Origin of the sequence: Aeromicrobium sp. 636, from assembly GCF_024433585.1 — a bacterium.
Lineage (GTDB): Bacteria > Actinomycetota > Actinomycetes > Propionibacteriales > Nocardioidaceae > Aeromicrobium > Aeromicrobium senzhongii.
This window is the reverse complement of record NZ_WNJU01000004.1, coordinates 187,994-203,442: the sequence shown is the minus strand read 5'-3', so window position 1 is coordinate 203,442 and position 15,449 is coordinate 187,994. Positions and strand designations below refer to the sequence as shown.

Below are 15,449 nucleotides of genomic sequence, written 5' to 3'. Positions count from 1 at the left end.
CCGAGGGGGTCCCGATGGTGATCGGGGCGGTTCAGCCCTCGGTGACGTCGGTCTCGACGTTCTCGGTGTCCGACTCGGCCGCGGGGGCCTCGTCGGCAGGTGCCTGCTCGGCGGACTCGGCGGCGGGAGCTCCCGCAGCCAGGACCGACGGATCGGCTTCGGCCTTCGCCTGCAGCGCCGCCATGGTGCGGACCGCCTGCGAGAGCGGGGCGTTGAACAGCCCCGCGGCCTTGGCCAGGTTGGCCTTCAGGCCGCCAGCGAGCATCGCGAGGAGAACCTCACGCGACTCGAGGTCGGCCAGCTTGTTGACCTCGTCCGCGGAGAGCGTCTTCCCATCGAGGAAGCCACCCTTCAGGACGAGAGCGGGGTTAGCCTTCGCGAAGTCACGCAGACCCTTCGCAGCGTCGACCGGATCGCCCGTGATGAAGGCGATCGCGGTGGGACCGGTGAGCAACGACTCGTCGAGCTCGATTCCGGCATCCCGCGCGGCGATCTTGGTCAGCGTGTTCTTGGCGACGGCATAGCTCGCGGCATCGCCAAGCGCGCGCCGCAATTCATGCAGCTGCTTGACGTTGAGGCCGCGGTACTCGGTGAGCACCGCGCCGTTGGACTCGCGGAAGTTGTCCGCGAGCTCGGCGACGGCTGCTGCCTTGTCCGGGCGTGCCATGGGTCTCCTTCACTGTCATGCGAAGACCACCTGGCACGAGAAAAGCGTCCTGTGCGCAGGCACAGGACGCTCGGTGTGAACGCAGGGACGAACCCTGATCTGAACCTACGCAGGCCACCCTCTCGGGCGCTTCGGGTGACTCGTGGGAGACACCACCGGCGGTCTTCGGCTCGACCAGTCTAGGCGGACCGGTGCCGCAACTCCAAATCGGTGCGCTCAGCTGCGCGCGGCACCGAGGCCGGCAAGGGGCGTGAGGGCACTGCTGTCGGTGATCTCCGACTTCGGCGGGGCCTCGACCTCGACGGGCTCGCCCCACTTCGACCAGTCGATCGTCACGGGGTCGACGCCGAAGTCCATCGTCATCTGACGCATGAGGTCGTCGGAGCCGACCAGGAGCGTGTACTCGATCTGCTCCGGGACGGAGGCCTTCGACCCCGCCGACCCCGCGGGCTGCTTCTTCATCACCTTGGTCGTGTCGAGCACGAGCCGCAGCTTCGTGGTCTCGACGCCGTCGACGGTGCCGCCGTCACCCTGGTTCTCGAACTCCACCAGGGCTGAGCGGAAGGTCTTCAACTGTTCCGTCGGGTCGATCTGGCCGGTCAGGGAGCCGTACTGACGGGCCAGCGGGTTCTTCGGGTCGGTGAGGTCGACCTTGACGAACTTGCCCTGGCTCATGGCGCCGAGATTGAGGTAGGCGACGCCGTCGACCATCCGCAGCTCCATCGCCATCTGGCCGACGTCCATCGTCAGGCGGGTGCGCGCGTCCTGGACGTCCTCGCCGAGCTGCACGTCCCCGTCGAGCGACAGGCTGCGACCGTTCGCGTCCGTCGACATCTGCAGGTGCGTGCTGCCGGCCTTCGCCTGGGCGGCGCCGATCCGCTCGACGAAGTTGTCGCGGGTCAGCTCGGCAGGGCTGTCGGCGGCGGGCTCCACCGCGGCGGACGGTGACGCGGACGCGGTGGCAGCAGCAGGCGTGGCGTCATCACCACCGGATCCCCCGCAGGCGGCGGACAGGACCAGCAGCGTGGCGGCGGGCAGGATCGCGAGCGACTTCCTCATGGGCCGAGACTACCCGCGCGTGCCCCAACTTCGGCCGGTTCACGACGACTGCCCCACACGACGACGACGCCGCCTCCCCGAAGGGAGACGGCGTCGTTCGTGGAGCTGGTGGCTCAGGCCTCGTCGTCGGACGCGAAGTTGCGCGTGCGCGACGGATCGACCGGGATGCCGGGGCCGTTCGTCGTGGAGATCGTGGCCTTCTTGATGTAGCGGCCCTTCGAGCTGGCCGGCTTCAGACGCAGGATCTCCTCGATCGCCGTGCCGTAGTTCTCGGCGAGCTGCTCGGCGCTGAACGACGCCTTGCCCACCACGAAGTGCACGTTGGCGTGACGATCGACGCGGAACTCGATCTTGCCGCCCTTGATGTCGCCGACGGCCTTCGCGACGTCCGTCGTGACGGTGCCGGTCTTGGGGTTCGGCATCAGGTTGCGCGGACCGAGGACGCGGCCGAGGCGACCGACCTTGCCCATCATGTCCGGCGTGGCGACGACGGCGTCGAAGTCGAGCCAGCCCTCGTTGATCTTGTCGACGAGCTCGTCGGAGCCGACGAAGTCGGCGCCGGCCTCACGAGCGGCATCGGCGTTGGCGCCGGTGGCGAAGACCAGGACCCGGGCGGTCTTGCCGGTCCCGTGCGGCAGGTTGACGGTGCCGCGCACCATCTGGTCGGCCTTACGGGGATCGACGCCGAGACGCACGACGGCGTCGACGGTCGAGTCGTACTTCTTGGAGCCGGACTCCTTGGCCAGAGTCGTGGCCTGCAGGGGCGTGTAGAGCGCGTCGCGATCGATCTTCTCGGCGACGGCGCGGTACGCCTTGCTGTGCTGTGTCATGACTGGTTCCTTACTTCTTCAAGACATTGCTGTCTGTTGCTACCAGGTGTGGTGCGGGCCCAGCTGGCCCTCCCACGGGGGATCGGCGGTCGGGAGACCACCGGGGTGATCAGTTGTCGACGGTGACGCCCATGGAGCGGGCGGTTCCCTCGACGATCTTCATCGCGCCATCGATGTCGTTGGCGTTGATGTCGGGCATCTTGGTCTGGGCGATCTCGCGCACCTGGTCCCGGGTCAGCTTGCCGACCTTGTCGGAGTTCGGGGTGGACGAGCCCTTGGCCAGACCGGCGGCCTTCTTGATCAGCTCAGCGGCCGGCGGCGTCTTGGTGACGAACGTGAACGAGCGATCTTCGTAGATCGTGATCTCGACGGGGATGACGTTGCCGGCCATGGACTCGGTCTGGGCGTTGTACGCCTTGCAGAAGTCCATGATGTTGACGCCGTGCGGGCCGAGCGCGGTACCGACGGGCGGTGCCGGGTTGGCCTTGCCGGCCTGCAGCTGCACCTTGACGACAGCCGCGACCTTCTTCTTGGGAGGCATTTCGGGTCCTTCTTACTGTGTTGTTCGTTCTGTGTCCGACGCCGCTCGTTCATGCGACGCCGGGACCTTCGATCGCGGGGCGATCAAACCTTCTGGATGTAGTCGAACGGCAGCTCGACCGAGGTCTCGCGGCCGAAGATCTCGACGAGGCCCTTGACCTTCTGGCCGTCGATGTTGATCTCGGTCACGGTCGCGTGCAGCGTCGCGAAGGGGCCGTCGATGACGAGCACCGAGTCGCCGGGGGCGAAATCGCTGAACTCGACACGGGCCTGGGCGGGCTGCTGCGGCTCGGCCGCGGCGGTGGCCGCCTCGGCAGCGGCCTCGGCCTCGACGGCCGGGGCGAGCATCTTCTCGACCTCGGACAGGCTCAGCGGCACCGGCTGGTGCGTGTTGCCGACGAAGCCGGTGACCGACGGGGTGTGGCGCACGACGCCCCACGAGTCGTCGGTCAGGTCCATGCGCACGAGCACGTAGCCCGGAAGCACGGTGCGACGGACCAGCTTGCGCTGACCGTTCTTGATCTCGGCGACCTCTTCGGTCGGCACGACGATCTCGTGGATGTAGTCCTCGGCGTTGAGCGCGACCTTGCGGTTCTCGAGGTTCTGCTGGACGCGCTTCTCCATGCCGGCGTACGTGTGGATGACGTACCAGTCGCCGGGCTGGCTCCAGAGCCGGTCGCGGAACTCCTGCAGCGGGTCGGAGGCCTTCTCCGCCTCGTCCTCGGCGGGGGTCTCGTCAGCCTCGGCCTGGTCGGTCTCGGCCTGGTCGGAGTCGGAGTCGGAGTCGGAGGCGTCCGCCTCGACGGCAGCCTCGTCCACGCTGTCGGTGTCGGCAGCGGTCTCGTCGGCCGACACCTCGTCGGTGGACGTCTCGTCCACGGTGGCGTCGGTCTCGTCGAATGCGGAGGTCACGAAGTTCAGTCCTTGGGTTAGGCGAAGATCTGGAACATGGCCTTGCCGAACCCGAAGTCCAGCGCGGCGACGAACGCCATCATGATCAACACGAAGACGAGCACGACGAAGAAGTAATTGACGACCTGCGGGCGGGTCGGCCAGACCACCTTGCGCAGCTCGGCGACCACCTGGCGGTAGAACGTGAGCGGGGACGTGCGCTTGGTGCGCGTCCCGGCCAGTTCGTGATTCTCGCTCACGGTGCTCCTTCGTCGAACGTCGTCGGCCCGGGGGCCGACCTTGCAGGGCACGAGGGACTTGAACCCCCAACCTTCGGTTTTGGAGACCGATGCGCTACCAGTTGCGCCAGTGCCCTTCGCCCGATTCCGGGCATGACGAAACAGGGTAGTTTCGCCGGTTTCCTCAAGTGTACGCGGCCGGGCCGAGAAAGCGAAACTCGGCCCCGCGGGACGCTCGTCGGCCGCGCCGCCGAGGCCGTGACAGCATGGCGGTGTGCGGCCATTGACGACGTTGCCCAAGGCTCATCTGCACCTGCACTTCACGGGCTCGATGCGCCACGGAACGCTCATCGAGCTGGCCGAGCGCGACGGCGTGCACCTGCCCGCCGCCCTCGTGGAGGAGTGGCCCCCGCGACTGTCCGGGGCCGACGAGAAGGGTTGGTTCCGCTTCCAGCGACTCTACGACGTCGCGCGCTCGGTCCTGCGCACGGAGGACGACGTGCGCCGGCTCGTGCGCGAGGCCGCCGAGGACGACGCCGCCGACGGCTCCGTCTGGACCGAGATCCAGGTCGACCCCTCCGGCTACGCGGCCCGGTTCGGCGGCATCACGGCGTTCACCGACCTGGTCATCGACGCCGTCCGCGACGCGTCGGCGCGCACCGGGCTGGGCATGAGCGTGATCGTCGCGGCCAACCGCACCCGCCATCCGCTCGACGCGCGCACGCTGGCGCGCCTGGCCGCCCAGTACGCCGGTCGCGGGGTGCACGGGTTCGGGCTCTCCAACGACGAGCGCCGCGGCGACACCGCCTCCTTCGCGCCGGCGTTCGCGATCGCCCGGCGCGCCGGCCTCGTGCTGGCGCCCCACGCGGGCGAGCTGCGCGGCCCCGACCACGTCCGTCAGTGCCTGACCCACCTGGAGCCGAACCGGCTCGGCCACGGCGTCCGCGCCGTGGAGGACCCGCGCCTGCTCGAGTCGCTCGCGGCATCCGGGATCGCCCTGGAGGTGTGTCCCGCCTCGAACGTCGCCCTGGGCGTCTACGGGACGATCGACGAGGTGCCGGTGCGTGACCTCATGGCGTCGGGCGTGCAGATCGCCCTGGGGGCCGACGACCCGTTGCTGTTCGGCACCCGCCTGGCGGGCCAGTACGCCCTCCTGCGAGCCGCGCAGAACTTCAGTGACCAGGAGCTGGCCGACCTCGCACAACGGTCGCTGCGGGCCTCCATGGCGCCCGAGGACCTGCGTACCCGCGCGCTGCAGGGTGTCGAGGCCTGGCTGGCCGACGAACATGGAACGATGACGCCATGAGCGAGAACCAGCCGCCGTCGTATCCCGGCGAGCCGTCCGGCGAGCAGCCGCACGATCCCCAGCCGAGCTCCGAGCAGCCCACGTACCCCGGCCAGCAGCAGCCCTACCCCGGCCAGCAGCAGCCCTACGGTGCCCAGCAGCCCCAGCCCGGCCAGTACCCGGTCGCGGGACAGCAGTGGGGCACTCCCCCGCCGAAGCACCCCAAGGCCACCCTGATCCTGATCCTGGGCATCCTCGGCCTGATCGTGTGCGGGGCGCTCGCCCCGTTCGCGTGGGTCATGGGCAACCGCGTCGTCGCCGAGATCGACGCCAACCCCGGCGTCTACGAGGGCCGCGGCGAGGCGCAGGCGGGCCGCATCCTGGGCATCATCGGCTCCGTGATGCTGATCCTGGCCGTCCTCGCGTTCGCCTTCATCATCACGATCGCCATCATCGGCATCGCCAGCTCGTCGACCTCGTCGGGCACGGACTACTCCGGCGTGTCGCTCGTCTCGCTGTTCTGAGTCGCCGTCGGCGGCGTCCTACACCAGGGCGTCGCCGACGAGCACCGGCTCGTTGACGAGCCGGATCCCGAACGTGCGCTCGACGCCGTCGCGCACCTCTCGCGCCAGGTCGAGCAGCTCGGCGGTCGTGCCGCCGCCGCGGTTCGTCAGCGCCAGCACGTGCTTGCCGGACAGGCCCACCGCACCGCGGGTGAACCCCTTGGCGAAGCCGGCATGGTCGATCAGCCACGCCGCGCTGGTCTTGACGGTGCCGTCCGGCTGCTCGAAGCGCGGCGCCTCGTCGGGCAGGGCCGCCGCGGCGTCCGCGGACAGGATCGGATTGGTGAAGAACGATCCCGCACTCCACGTGTCGTGATCGTCGGCGTCGAGCACCATGCCCTTGCCACGACGCAGTTCCAGCACCGTCTCCCGCACCTGCTGCAGCGGGGCCCGCTCACCGGTGTCGACACCGAGACGCCGGGCCAGCTCGCCGTAGCGCACGGGCGCGCTCAGCCCTCCGGCGAAGCGGAACTGGAACGCGACCGTCAGGACCACGAACCGGTCGGGCTCGCCCTTGAAGCGGCTGTGGCGGTACGCGAACCCCAGGTCCGTGAACGGGATCGTGCGCACCCGCTTCTCGTGGCGGTCCCACGTGCGGACGCTGACGATCGTGTCGGCCACCTCCTGGCCGTAGGCGCCGACGTTCTGGATCGGCGTGGCACCGACCGACCCGGGGATGCCCGAGAGCGCCTCGACGCCCTCCCAGTCGTGCTCGACGACGTGGGCGACGAACGCGTCCCAGTCCTCGCCGGCGGCGACGGTGACCATCGCGCCACTGCACGCATCGGCCGAGACGTCGATGCCGCGGGTGCGGACCAGCACGACGGTGCCGTCGAAGCCGGCGTCGGAGACGACCAGATTGCTGCCACCGCCGACCAGCAGGACCGGCTCGCCGGCCTCGTCGGCGGCGCGGACCGCGTCGATCAACTCGGCCTCCGAGGTCGCCTCGACCACGGTCCGTGCGGGGCCGCCCAGGCGCAGCGTGGTGACCTCGGACAAGTCCATACGGGTGACGCTAGCAGTCACGGGCGGACCCCTTTCTGAACGCCGAAGACCCCCGCGCCGGCAGGCACGGGGGTCGTCGCAGGAGAAACGTCAGCGCGTCTCGCGGTGCGCCTGGTGGGCGTTGCAGCGCGCGCAGTACTTCTTGACCTCGAGGCGATCGGGGTCGTTGCGACGGTTCTTCTTCGTGATGTAGTTGCGTTCCTTGCACTCGGTGCAAGCCAAGGTGATCTTGGGACGAACGTCGGAGCTCTTGCTGGCCACGGTGTGCCTCTTCTGGTCGTGCCCTTGCGAACGGGCTTCGTTTCTTGCCTTTGTCGGTAGCTGGGGCGGGACTCGAACCCGCGACACCACGATTATGAGTCGTGTGCTCTAACCACCTGAGCTACCCAGCCACGTAAGTTGCGAGTCGCCCCGCTCCTCAGAGCCCCTTTACGGAATCGAACCGTAGACCTTTTCCTTACCATGGAAACGCTCTGCCGACTGAGCTAAAGGGGCAAGCCGACAAGTAAAGATACCGGGTCAGGTGCCGGGTTCCCAAATCGGGGTGGGCACTTGTTCGGCGCCCCCTGCAATCGCAGGCATTATCGTGCGGCCCGGGCGAGCCTCGACGGCCACGAGGGACCGCCGTAGATGAACCCGGTGTACCCCTGAACGAGGTCCGCGCCCGCCTCGATGCGGGCCCTGACATCGGCCTCGTCGGTCACTCCCCCGACGCCGATCAGGGTCAGCCCGTCACCCGCGCGCGAGCGGATCGCGCGCAGCACCTCGAGCGCACGGTCGGCCAGCACCGGGCCGGACAGTCCGCCCGCACCCGCGGCCTCCACGATCGACCGCGGCGTCCGCAGGTCGTCGGGGCGCGCGATCGTGGTGTTCGTGGCGCTGATGCCGTCCAGGCCCAACGCCAGCACCAGGTCGGTCACCCGGTCGACGTCCTCGTCGGCCAGGTCCGGCGCGATCTTGACCACGAGCGGCACCCGGCCGGCGTGGTTCCCGTCGGCGACGGCCTTGACGGCGGCGAGGATCGGCTCGAGGGACTCGACGGCCTGCAGGTCCCGCAGGCCGGGCGTGTTGGGGCTGGACACGTTGACGACGAGGTAGTCCGCGTAGGGCGCGAGCAGCCGGGCGCTCTCGACGTAGTCCTGGGCGGCGTGCTCGGCCGGCACGACCTTGGTCTTGCCGATGTTGACGCCGATCACCGCACGCCGGCCCGCGGCCGTGCCGCGCAGCCGGTGCAGTCGCGACGCGACCACCGCCGCGCCGTCGTTGTTGAAGCCCATCCGGTTGACGATGGCGTGGTCGTCGACGAGGCGGAACAGCCGAGGCCGCTCGTTGCCCGGTTGCGCCTTGGCCGTGACGGTGCCGATCTCGACGTGCCCGAACCCCAGGGCCAGCAGGCCGAGGACACCGCGAGCGTTCTTGTCGAAGCCGGCCGCCAGGCCGAAGCGGTGCGGGAACTCGATCCCCATGACGGTGACCGGGCTGGGCTCGACGCGGTAGGCCAGCCGCGTCACGGGCCGTCCGGCGCGGATCGCGGCGAAGGCCCGTTCGTGGATCCGCTCGGGATCCATGCGGGCGAAGACGGAGTCGAACAGTGCGTCGTAGGCCACGGCCCTCAGCGTAGGACACGGCCTCCGTCACGCCTCCGGTCAGTCGCGGACCCAGGCGGCGACCCACCACAGGACGCCGTAGGGGGCGTCGGCATAGGGCACCGAGACCCGCCACGGGCCGCCCAGCGTGTCGCCGAGGTCGGCGAGCACTCCGATGCCGCTGGCCCACAGCTCGGCCCCCAGATCGGCGTCCAGCGCCGCGAGGCGCCGCCCGTCGCCGGACCGGATCGCCAGGTCGACCACGTCGTCGAAGTCGAAGGCCCGCTCGTCGAGGTGCCCCGGGGCCTTCTCGCTGCGCTTGGCGCTGCCGTTGGCCATGACGAGGACGACGTCGGCCTCCGGCCCGATCCGCCCGGAGAAGCCGGCGGCGTCCAGCAGGGCCCGCGCCACGGGCTCGGCGAAGGGGTCCTGGCCGACGATCGCCACCGCGTCGGCGTCGGCGGTCATCGCGCGGACGACGCCCGTCGCGGACGCGCGCAACTCGGCCACGGGGTCGTGCAGGCTCGCGTACCGCGGCAGGAGAGCCGGGACCGGCGGCACGATGACGAGCCGGCGGATCACGCGAGCCCTCGGATCGCACGTGCCGGCGGCCGGCGGCCGGCGATCGTCCAGGCCATGTCGACGACCTGACGCGTCTCGGGCACCTGGTGCACGCGGTAGACCCGCGCGCCGGCCGTCGCGGCGACGGCGGTGGCGGCGAGCGTGCCCAGCAGCCGCTCGCCCACGGGGAGGTCCAACGTCTCGCCGACGAAGTCCTTGTTCGACAGGGACACGAGCACCGGCCAGCCGGTCGCGACCATCTCGTCGAGGCGGCGGGTGACCTCCAGGGAGTGGAACGTGTTCTTGCCGAAGTCGTGGGCCGGGTCGATCAGCAGGCTCTCGGGCGACACTCCCAGCGACACGGCACGTTCGGCCTGGGCCACCGTGGAGGCGATCGCGTCGGCGACGACGTCCTCGTACTCGATCCGGTGCGGCCGCGTCCGCGGCGTCACGCCACCGGTGTGCGTGCAGACCATCGCGACGTCGAACTCGGCCGCGACCTCGGCGAGCAACGGGTCGGCGCCGCCCCAGGCGTCGTTGAGCAGGTCGGCACCCGCCTCGCACACCGCCCGCGCGACCTCGGACCGCCACGTGTCGACGCTGATGACGACGTCGGGGAAGGCCTCGCGGACCCGCTCGACGAAGCCGACGACCCGCCGCTTCTCCTCCTGCGCGTCGATCTCCTCGCCGGGAGCGGCCTTGATGCCACCGATGTCGACGATCTCGGCGCCCTCGTCGACGACCTGGCGCACGCGGTCGAACGCGGAGTCCTCGGCCCACGTGGCACCGCGGTCGAAGAACGAGTCGGGCGTGCGGTTGACGATCGCCATCATCAGCGTGCGGTCGTCGTCGAAGGAGTGCCGTCCCAGGCGCAGGGTCATCGCGCCACCTGCACGGCCGGCGGGCGCTCGGTGACGTCGATGTCGTGGGCGACCGGCGCGTACCCCTCCGCGACGGCGCGGAACTGACGCAGGGTGACGTCCGCGGGGACGGCCTGACGGATGCGCTTGAACACCGCGGCCATGAGCTGGACCGACATGGGCCCCAGGTCGTGCAGGGACTGGTGCGAGTGCGCCCGGCGACCGAGGTCGACCTGCGCGATGGCGTCCAGGCCGAGACTGTCGGCGACGTCGATCAACGCCGCCAGCTCGACGCCGTAGCCGATCGGCACGTACAGCGTCTCGTACACCGAGCGGCGTACCGCCCACTCCCCCGCGAGCGGCTGGACGACCGCCGTGAGTTCGGGTCGCGCCAGCGCCAGCAGCGGGCGCGCGACGAGCTCGGTGGCGCGTCCGCCGCCGTTCGGGTCGTCCGTCGAGCCGGAGCGGAAGGGTCGCTCGTAGAAGCCCTTGACGAGCGCCACCGAGGCGTCGGTGAGCAGCGGCCCGAACAGCGACGGGACGAAGTGCGTGTCCCACTCCGTCAGGTCGGCGTCGACGAAGCCGATCAGGTCGCCGGTGGTGACGAACTGCGCCTTCCACATCGCCTCGCCCTTGCCGACGCGCGTGCCCAGCTCGGGACGGACGGCGGCCAGGGAGTGGACCGTCGCGCCGGCCTCGGCCGCGATCCGCGCGGTGTCGTCCGTGGACTCGCCGTCGATCACCACCAGCTCGTCGACGAGGTCGCAGCGCCGGACGAAGTCCTCGTGGATGCGCCCCACCACGTCGCCGACCGTGGCGGCCTCGTTGCGGGCCGGGATCACGACGCTGAGGCGTTGGCCGGAGGCCCGCTTGGCCTCGAGCAGCTCCTCGACGGTCCACCGCCGGCCCGCGTGGGTCCTGCGGTCGAACCAGGTCTGTGCCACCTGATCACCGTACCCGCGGGTCAACAGGTCTCGTCGTCGACGACCTCTCCGCCGAGCAGCCGCTCGACGAGGAAGCACGCCTGCGTGGGCGACGGAGCGGGACCGTCGGGCCCGGCCGGAGCCTCGACCGCGTCGTAACCCATCGCGGCGATCGTCTCGCGGTGGACGCGCGCGAACGCCGCGGCCCAGTCGTGGAGGAGCGCGGCCGGCGGGCGGCGCGCCTCCTCCAGCAGGTCGAGCTCGTACGCGTCGGGGACGAGCTCGTAGAGGGAGTGCAACGACCGGTCCGCGCCGGGTCGGCGATCGGCGTCCGCTGAATCCATGCCCCGACGATAGGGGCTCCGGCCGACCGAGACCATCGGCAGAACCGGACGTCCCGAGGAACGAACGAGCCCCCGACCGGTTCGGTCGGGGGCTCGGGTCACGTGGCAGGTAGAGGATTCGAACCTCTGTAGGCAATGCCGGCTGATTTACAGTCAGCTCCCTTTGGCCGCTCGGGCAACCTGCCGCAACAGTCGGCAAGATTACCCCAGCGCTCGGCGAACCCAGAAATCAGGGCGGCTAGGGTGGGGGTCATGGCCGATTCCTCCTTCGACATCGTCAGTAAGATCGACCGCCAAGAGGCCGACAACGCCCTCAACCAGGCGGCCAAGGAGATCGCGACGCGCTACGACTTCAAGAACACCGGCGCGTCCATCGAGTGGAAGGGCGAGTGGGGCATCGAGATCACCGCCAACGCCGAGGAGCGCGCGCTGGCCATCCTCGACGTCTTCCAGACCAAGCTCATCAAGCGCGGCATCAGCCTCAAGGCCTTCGAGGCCGACGATCCGCGCCAGTCGGGCAAGGACGTCAAGATCAACGGCACCTTCGGCGAGGGCATCAGCACCGAGCAGGCCAAGAAGGTCAGCAAGCTGATCCGCGACGAGGGGCCCAAGGGCGTCAAGGTGCAGATCCAGGGCGACGAGCTGCGCGTCACGAGCAAGTCCCGTGACGACCTGCAGGAGGTCATCTCGCTGGTGAAGGGCGCCGACCTCGACTTCGCGGTGCAGTTCACCAACTACCGCTGAGGACGGCGCACGGCGGCGACGACCAGCACTGCCGCCGCGATCATGAAGCACGCGCCGGTCGCGAGGGCCCACGACGCGCTCGTCGCCTCTCCCAGCGCGCCCAGCCCCACTCCCCCGGCGGCGCCCGCGCCCAGGAACGCCATCGACGCCACTGACAGCGCGGTGCCACGCTGGGCGTCGTCGACCCGGCGGTGGACGAGCGAGTTGTACATCGCGCCCGACGACGTGTGCACGAGGTAGCAGAGCCAGTAGCCCGCGACGAGGATCCCGACTCCCGTGGCCGCCGCCATGGCGACCAGCCCCAAGCCCTCCACTACGAACAGGGTCGGCGTCAGGACGGCGGGTCCGACCGAGTTCAGCAGCCGCGTCGTGATCGCCGCTCCCAGGGCCGCCAGCCCCCACGCGGCGGACGAGACGACGCCGAGCCGGGACGCCGCCGACGACGCACCGGCTGAGAACTCCGTGAGCCGTACGGGCATGAACAGCTCGAGGGCGGCGACGCCGAGGCCCACGAGCACCATCGAGGCGGACAGCAGCCGCAGATGCCGCCCGAAGGCCACCCGCACGCCGGAGACCAGGGACGCGCGCCAGGCCGCTCCGGACGGCCGTGCGCTGCGCGCGACCGAGTCCATGAGGCGCCAGGCGCAGACGATCTGGACGACGACGATCCCCATCGCGACGAGGTAGGGCATCGCGAGCGTGGCCTCGGCGGACCACGGCGAGACCCGCAGCAGCCCGGCACAGATGAGGGCGCCGGCGGCCAGCGAGGCGCTGATCACTCCCCCGGCCGCGGCGAGGCCGCGAGGCACCTCGTCCGCAGCGCCCCGGGCGTGCTCGGCGTCGACGAACCAGGCCTCCAGCGGGCCACTGTCCAGCGCGCGGAACAAGCCGAGGACAGCCCACGCCAGCGCGAACGCCAGGACCGACTGCGCCGTGAACGCCACGCAGTACCCCGCGATCGCCACGACCCCCGAGGCCACGAAGACCGGACGGCGTCCCCACGCGTCCGTGAGCGCACCACTGGGGACCTCGCACAGCAGCACCACCACGCCTTGGGCCGCCATCGCCAGACCCACCTCGGCAACCGTCAGTCCGCGCTCGAGGGGGAGCAGCAGCGAGACCGGCAGCAGGAGACCGGTGGCCAGCCAACGCAGCGCGAGAAGCAGCAGGAAGCGAGTCCGCAGCGTCATGGCGAGACTCTAGGTCAACCGCCGGTCCGGACACAGCGTTCGGGACACACGCCCGGAACGGAGGCGAGGCACCCGGGAGCAGTCCCGAGTGCCTCGTCGAAGGGGCGTTCCGACCGATGCGGTCAGACGATCTCCTTGTCGATGACCTCGTCGACGCGGACGTTGTCATGCCGCGTGTAGTTCACGTAGAAGACCTCGATGCTCCGGGTCGAGGCGCACATCTTGTAAGTCACGATCTCGGTCGAGGCGTCGTCGCCGTAGACCTCCTGCATGTTCGCCACGAACGCGGCCGTCTCGTAGTCGCCCCTGTCGTAGAAGTACCAGTACATGTCCTCCAGGAGCACGGACCCGTCGCCCTTGCCGACGTGCGCCATGAGCCTCTCGACCTCCGGCTTGAACGATCCGAACGTGTCGTCGTCGCCGACGCGGATGGCGTTGTAGTCACTCATCGTGGCGCAGTTCTTGGCACCCTGACCGATGATGTGCGTGTAGCTGGCGGTCTTCGTCTTCTTGCCGGACCACTTCTTGGTTTTCTTGGTCTTCTTGACCTTGAAGACGACCTTCGTCGTGACCTTGTAGGTGCCGGCGGTGACCCGCACCGACGTGCCGGACGCGTTCACGTTGCGCCCCGCCTGCGCCGTTCCCCGGACGGTCACCTTCGCGGAGACGATCTTGGTCCGCGGGCCCTTGCGGTACTTGGGCTTGATGACCGTCGACGCGCCGTAGGCCGGCTTGGTGACGGTGAACTTCGAGATCTTGACACCGGGCTTGGAGGCGGCTTGGGCAGGGGCGGCCACCCCCACCAGACCGATCGTGACGAGCACGATGGTCAAGGCATGGAAAAGACGACGCATGGAACAACTCCCGGGATAAGGTCGCAGCCCTCCCGGGCCGCAGGTCATAAACGCCCGACACGCTACCGATCCGCAACGGCCCGCGTCGTCGTTTCTTGAAGTTTGCCGGGCCAAATGCGCCATACGAGTGACGAGAGGGACCCGCAAGAGTCCCCGTCGATGCCACAGTGTTGGGTGTGACTGTGAGCAGCACGAACACCGATTCCCGGGCAGGACTTCTCTACGGCGTCGCGGCCTATCTGTGCTGGGGTTTCTTCCCGCTGTACTGGCCCCTGCTCGAGCCCGCCTCGGCCTACGAGGTCCTGGCCCACCGCATCGTGTGGACCTTCGTGTTCTGCCTCGGCCTGCTGACGATCACACACAAGTGGGTCGTGTTCCGTTCGATCATCGTCCAGCGTCGTCTCATGGTGCCGCTGGCGCTCGCCTCGGTCGTCATCACGCTGAACTGGGGCGGCTTCATCTGGGGCGTCACGAACGGCCACGTGATCGAGACGAGTCTGGGCTACTTCATCAACCCGCTCATGACCGTGCTGCTGGGCGTGTTCGTGCTCGGCGAGCGCCTGCGCCGGCTGCAGTGGGTCGCCGTCGGCCTGGGCATCGTCGCGGTCGTCGTCCTGACCGTCGACTACGGCCGGCCGCCGTGGGTCGCGCTGCTGGTGTCGACGAGCTTCGCGACCTACGGGTTCCTCAAGAAGCGGGCCAACCTCGGCACGATCGAGGCGCTGTCGGTCGAGACCATGATCCTGACGCCGTTCGCGGTAGCGTTCCTGATCTTCCTGCAGGTGCGGGGCACGCTGGCGTTCGGCCACGAGGGCACGCTGAACACCGTCCTGCTGATCGGCACGGGCATCGTCACCGCGATCCCGCTGCTGATGTTCGGCACGGCCGCGACCCGGCTGTCCCTGACCACGATCGGCATCCTGCAGTACCTCGGACCGATCCTGCAGTTCATCTTCGGCCTGACGATCTTCGGCGAGCACATGGGCACCGCGCGCTGGGTCGGGTTCGTGATCGTGTGGTCGGCCCTGGTGATCTTCACCTACGACGCCCTGCACACGCATCGGCGCAACCGCCGGCTGGCCGACGAGTGCGCCGCGGACTCCACGGCGATCTGAGCCCTCAGCGCCAGCGCGACGACGGACGCGACCGCAACCCGATCCGCTGCTCCAGTTCGGCCACCTCGTCGACGACGTCTCCACACACCCAGACCCGGTAGCGCTCAGCACCGGTGATCTCGCGGAGCACGCCGGCCTCGACCAGGCGCCCGATGCCGCGCAGGGTGTTGTTCGCGGTGGTGTTGGTGATCTT

The 15,449-nt window shown here is 69.6% G+C and carries 20 protein-coding genes and 4 tRNA genes; 4 read left to right on the top strand and 20 right to left on the bottom strand.

Going from position 1 to position 15,449, the window contains the following annotated elements; genetic code table 11:
- Positions 1–31: 31 nt before the first annotated feature.
- From rplJ to GL325_RS13800, 7 genes are all read right to left on the bottom strand, one after another.
- Positions 32–667 (bottom strand): 50S ribosomal protein L10, encoded by a 636-nt coding sequence (rplJ, locus tag GL325_RS13830; protein ID WP_154595863.1) that lies wholly within the window; start codon positions 665–667, stop codon positions 32–34.
- A gap of 216 nt (positions 668–883) precedes the next feature.
- Positions 884–1,726, bottom strand: a complete 843-nt coding sequence (locus GL325_RS13825) for a hypothetical protein (RefSeq protein WP_187769908.1) — start codon at positions 1,724–1,726, stop codon at positions 884–886.
- Between the two features lie 113 nt (positions 1,727–1,839).
- Positions 1,840–2,556, bottom strand: coding sequence for a 50S ribosomal protein L1 (rplA, locus tag GL325_RS13820; protein ID WP_154595865.1), 717 nt, complete (start codon positions 2,554–2,556; stop codon positions 1,840–1,842).
- A 109-nt stretch (positions 2,557–2,665) separates the two neighbouring features.
- Positions 2,666–3,097 (bottom strand): 50S ribosomal protein L11, encoded by a 432-nt coding sequence (rplK, locus tag GL325_RS13815; RefSeq protein WP_154595866.1) that lies wholly within the window; start codon positions 3,095–3,097, stop codon positions 2,666–2,668.
- An 83-nt stretch (positions 3,098–3,180) separates the two neighbouring features.
- Positions 3,181–4,008 (bottom strand): transcription termination/antitermination protein NusG, encoded by an 828-nt coding sequence (gene nusG / locus GL325_RS13810; protein WP_255956223.1) that lies wholly within the window; start codon positions 4,006–4,008, stop codon positions 3,181–3,183.
- A gap of 17 nt (positions 4,009–4,025) precedes the next feature.
- The gene (gene secE / locus GL325_RS13805) at positions 4,026–4,247 is read right to left on the bottom strand and encodes a preprotein translocase subunit SecE (RefSeq protein ID WP_187411931.1); all 222 of its coding nucleotides are present in this window, start codon (positions 4,245–4,247) and stop codon (positions 4,026–4,028) included.
- Between the two features lie 43 nt (positions 4,248–4,290).
- A tRNA-Trp gene (locus GL325_RS13800) sits at positions 4,291–4,363 on the bottom strand.
- A gap of 137 nt (positions 4,364–4,500) precedes the next feature.
- Here GL325_RS13800 and GL325_RS13795 point away from each other — a divergent pair.
- Together GL325_RS13795 and GL325_RS13790 are read left to right on the top strand one after the other, a co-directional pair.
- On the top strand, positions 4,501–5,532 hold the full coding sequence (locus GL325_RS13795; RefSeq protein WP_187769907.1) for an adenosine deaminase: 1,032 nt from the start codon (positions 4,501–4,503) through the stop codon (positions 5,530–5,532).
- Positions 5,529–6,035: a DUF4190 domain-containing protein gene (locus tag GL325_RS13790; RefSeq protein ID WP_187769906.1), complete on the top strand. Its 507-nt coding sequence runs from the start codon at positions 5,529–5,531 to the stop codon at positions 6,033–6,035. The genes GL325_RS13795 and GL325_RS13790 overlap by 4 nt, the downstream gene beginning before the upstream one ends.
- 18 nt (positions 6,036–6,053) lie before the next feature.
- Here the strand turns inward: GL325_RS13790 and GL325_RS13785 are convergent, their stop codons facing one another.
- From GL325_RS13785 to GL325_RS13740, 10 genes are all read right to left on the bottom strand, one after another.
- Positions 6,054–7,079, bottom strand: a complete 1,026-nt coding sequence (locus tag GL325_RS13785) for a UDP-N-acetylmuramate dehydrogenase (RefSeq protein ID WP_187769905.1) — start codon at positions 7,077–7,079, stop codon at positions 6,054–6,056.
- Between the two features lie 90 nt (positions 7,080–7,169).
- A complete protein-coding gene (rpmG, locus tag GL325_RS13780) occupies positions 7,170–7,340 on the bottom strand; it encodes a 50S ribosomal protein L33 (protein ID WP_078699153.1) in 171 nt (56 codons plus the stop codon).
- A gap of 57 nt (positions 7,341–7,397) precedes the next feature.
- Positions 7,398–7,471, bottom strand: a tRNA-Met gene (locus GL325_RS13775).
- Between the two features lie 30 nt (positions 7,472–7,501).
- Positions 7,502–7,574 (bottom strand) — tRNA-Thr (locus tag GL325_RS13770).
- Positions 7,575–7,660: 86 nt separating this feature from the next.
- The gene (locus GL325_RS13765) at positions 7,661–8,686 is read right to left on the bottom strand and encodes a quinone-dependent dihydroorotate dehydrogenase (RefSeq protein WP_187769904.1); all 1,026 of its coding nucleotides are present in this window, start codon (positions 8,684–8,686) and stop codon (positions 7,661–7,663) included.
- A gap of 39 nt (positions 8,687–8,725) precedes the next feature.
- A complete protein-coding gene (locus GL325_RS13760) occupies positions 8,726–9,247 on the bottom strand; it encodes a hypothetical protein (protein WP_255956222.1) in 522 nt (173 codons plus the stop codon).
- On the bottom strand, positions 9,244–10,107 hold the full coding sequence (gene folP / locus GL325_RS13755) for a dihydropteroate synthase (protein WP_154595868.1): 864 nt from the start codon (positions 10,105–10,107) through the stop codon (positions 9,244–9,246). The genes GL325_RS13760 and folP overlap by 4 nt, the downstream gene beginning before the upstream one ends.
- On the bottom strand, positions 10,104–11,030 hold the full coding sequence (locus GL325_RS13750; protein ID WP_187769903.1) for a glucosyl-3-phosphoglycerate synthase: 927 nt from the start codon (positions 11,028–11,030) through the stop codon (positions 10,104–10,106). The genes folP and GL325_RS13750 overlap by 4 nt, the downstream gene beginning before the upstream one ends.
- Positions 11,031–11,050: 20 nt before the next feature.
- Positions 11,051–11,353: a hypothetical protein gene (locus tag GL325_RS13745; RefSeq protein ID WP_187769902.1), complete on the bottom strand. Its 303-nt coding sequence runs from the start codon at positions 11,351–11,353 to the stop codon at positions 11,051–11,053.
- 103 nt (positions 11,354–11,456) lie between these two features.
- A tRNA-Tyr gene (locus tag GL325_RS13740) sits at positions 11,457–11,538 on the bottom strand.
- A 67-nt stretch (positions 11,539–11,605) separates the two neighbouring features.
- Between GL325_RS13740 and GL325_RS13735 the strand changes: the two genes are divergently transcribed.
- Positions 11,606–12,097 (top strand): YajQ family cyclic di-GMP-binding protein, encoded by a 492-nt coding sequence (locus GL325_RS13735; protein ID WP_187411716.1) that lies wholly within the window; start codon positions 11,606–11,608, stop codon positions 12,095–12,097.
- On the opposite strand, the gene GL325_RS13730 is transcribed toward GL325_RS13735, so the two are convergent.
- Together GL325_RS13730 and GL325_RS13725 are read right to left on the bottom strand one after the other, a co-directional pair.
- Positions 12,088–13,287 (bottom strand): MFS transporter, encoded by a 1,200-nt coding sequence (locus tag GL325_RS13730; protein WP_154595872.1) that lies wholly within the window; start codon positions 13,285–13,287, stop codon positions 12,088–12,090. The two genes, GL325_RS13735 and GL325_RS13730, sit on opposite strands and share 10 nt — an antisense overlap.
- Before the next feature lie 122 nt (positions 13,288–13,409).
- Positions 13,410–14,141, bottom strand: coding sequence for a hypothetical protein (locus tag GL325_RS13725; RefSeq protein ID WP_187769901.1), 732 nt, complete (start codon positions 14,139–14,141; stop codon positions 13,410–13,412).
- A gap of 182 nt (positions 14,142–14,323) precedes the next feature.
- On the opposite strand from GL325_RS13725, the gene rarD reads away from it, so the two are divergent.
- Positions 14,324–15,256: an EamA family transporter RarD gene (rarD, locus tag GL325_RS13720; protein ID WP_187769900.1), complete on the top strand. Its 933-nt coding sequence runs from the start codon at positions 14,324–14,326 to the stop codon at positions 15,254–15,256.
- A gap of 4 nt (positions 15,257–15,260) precedes the next feature.
- Here rarD and GL325_RS13715 read toward each other — a convergent pair whose 3' ends face one another.
- The gene (locus tag GL325_RS13715; RefSeq protein WP_255499585.1) at positions 15,261–15,386 is read right to left on the bottom strand and encodes a hypothetical protein; all 126 of its coding nucleotides are present in this window, start codon (positions 15,384–15,386) and stop codon (positions 15,261–15,263) included.
- Positions 15,387–15,449 lie beyond the last annotated feature (63 nt).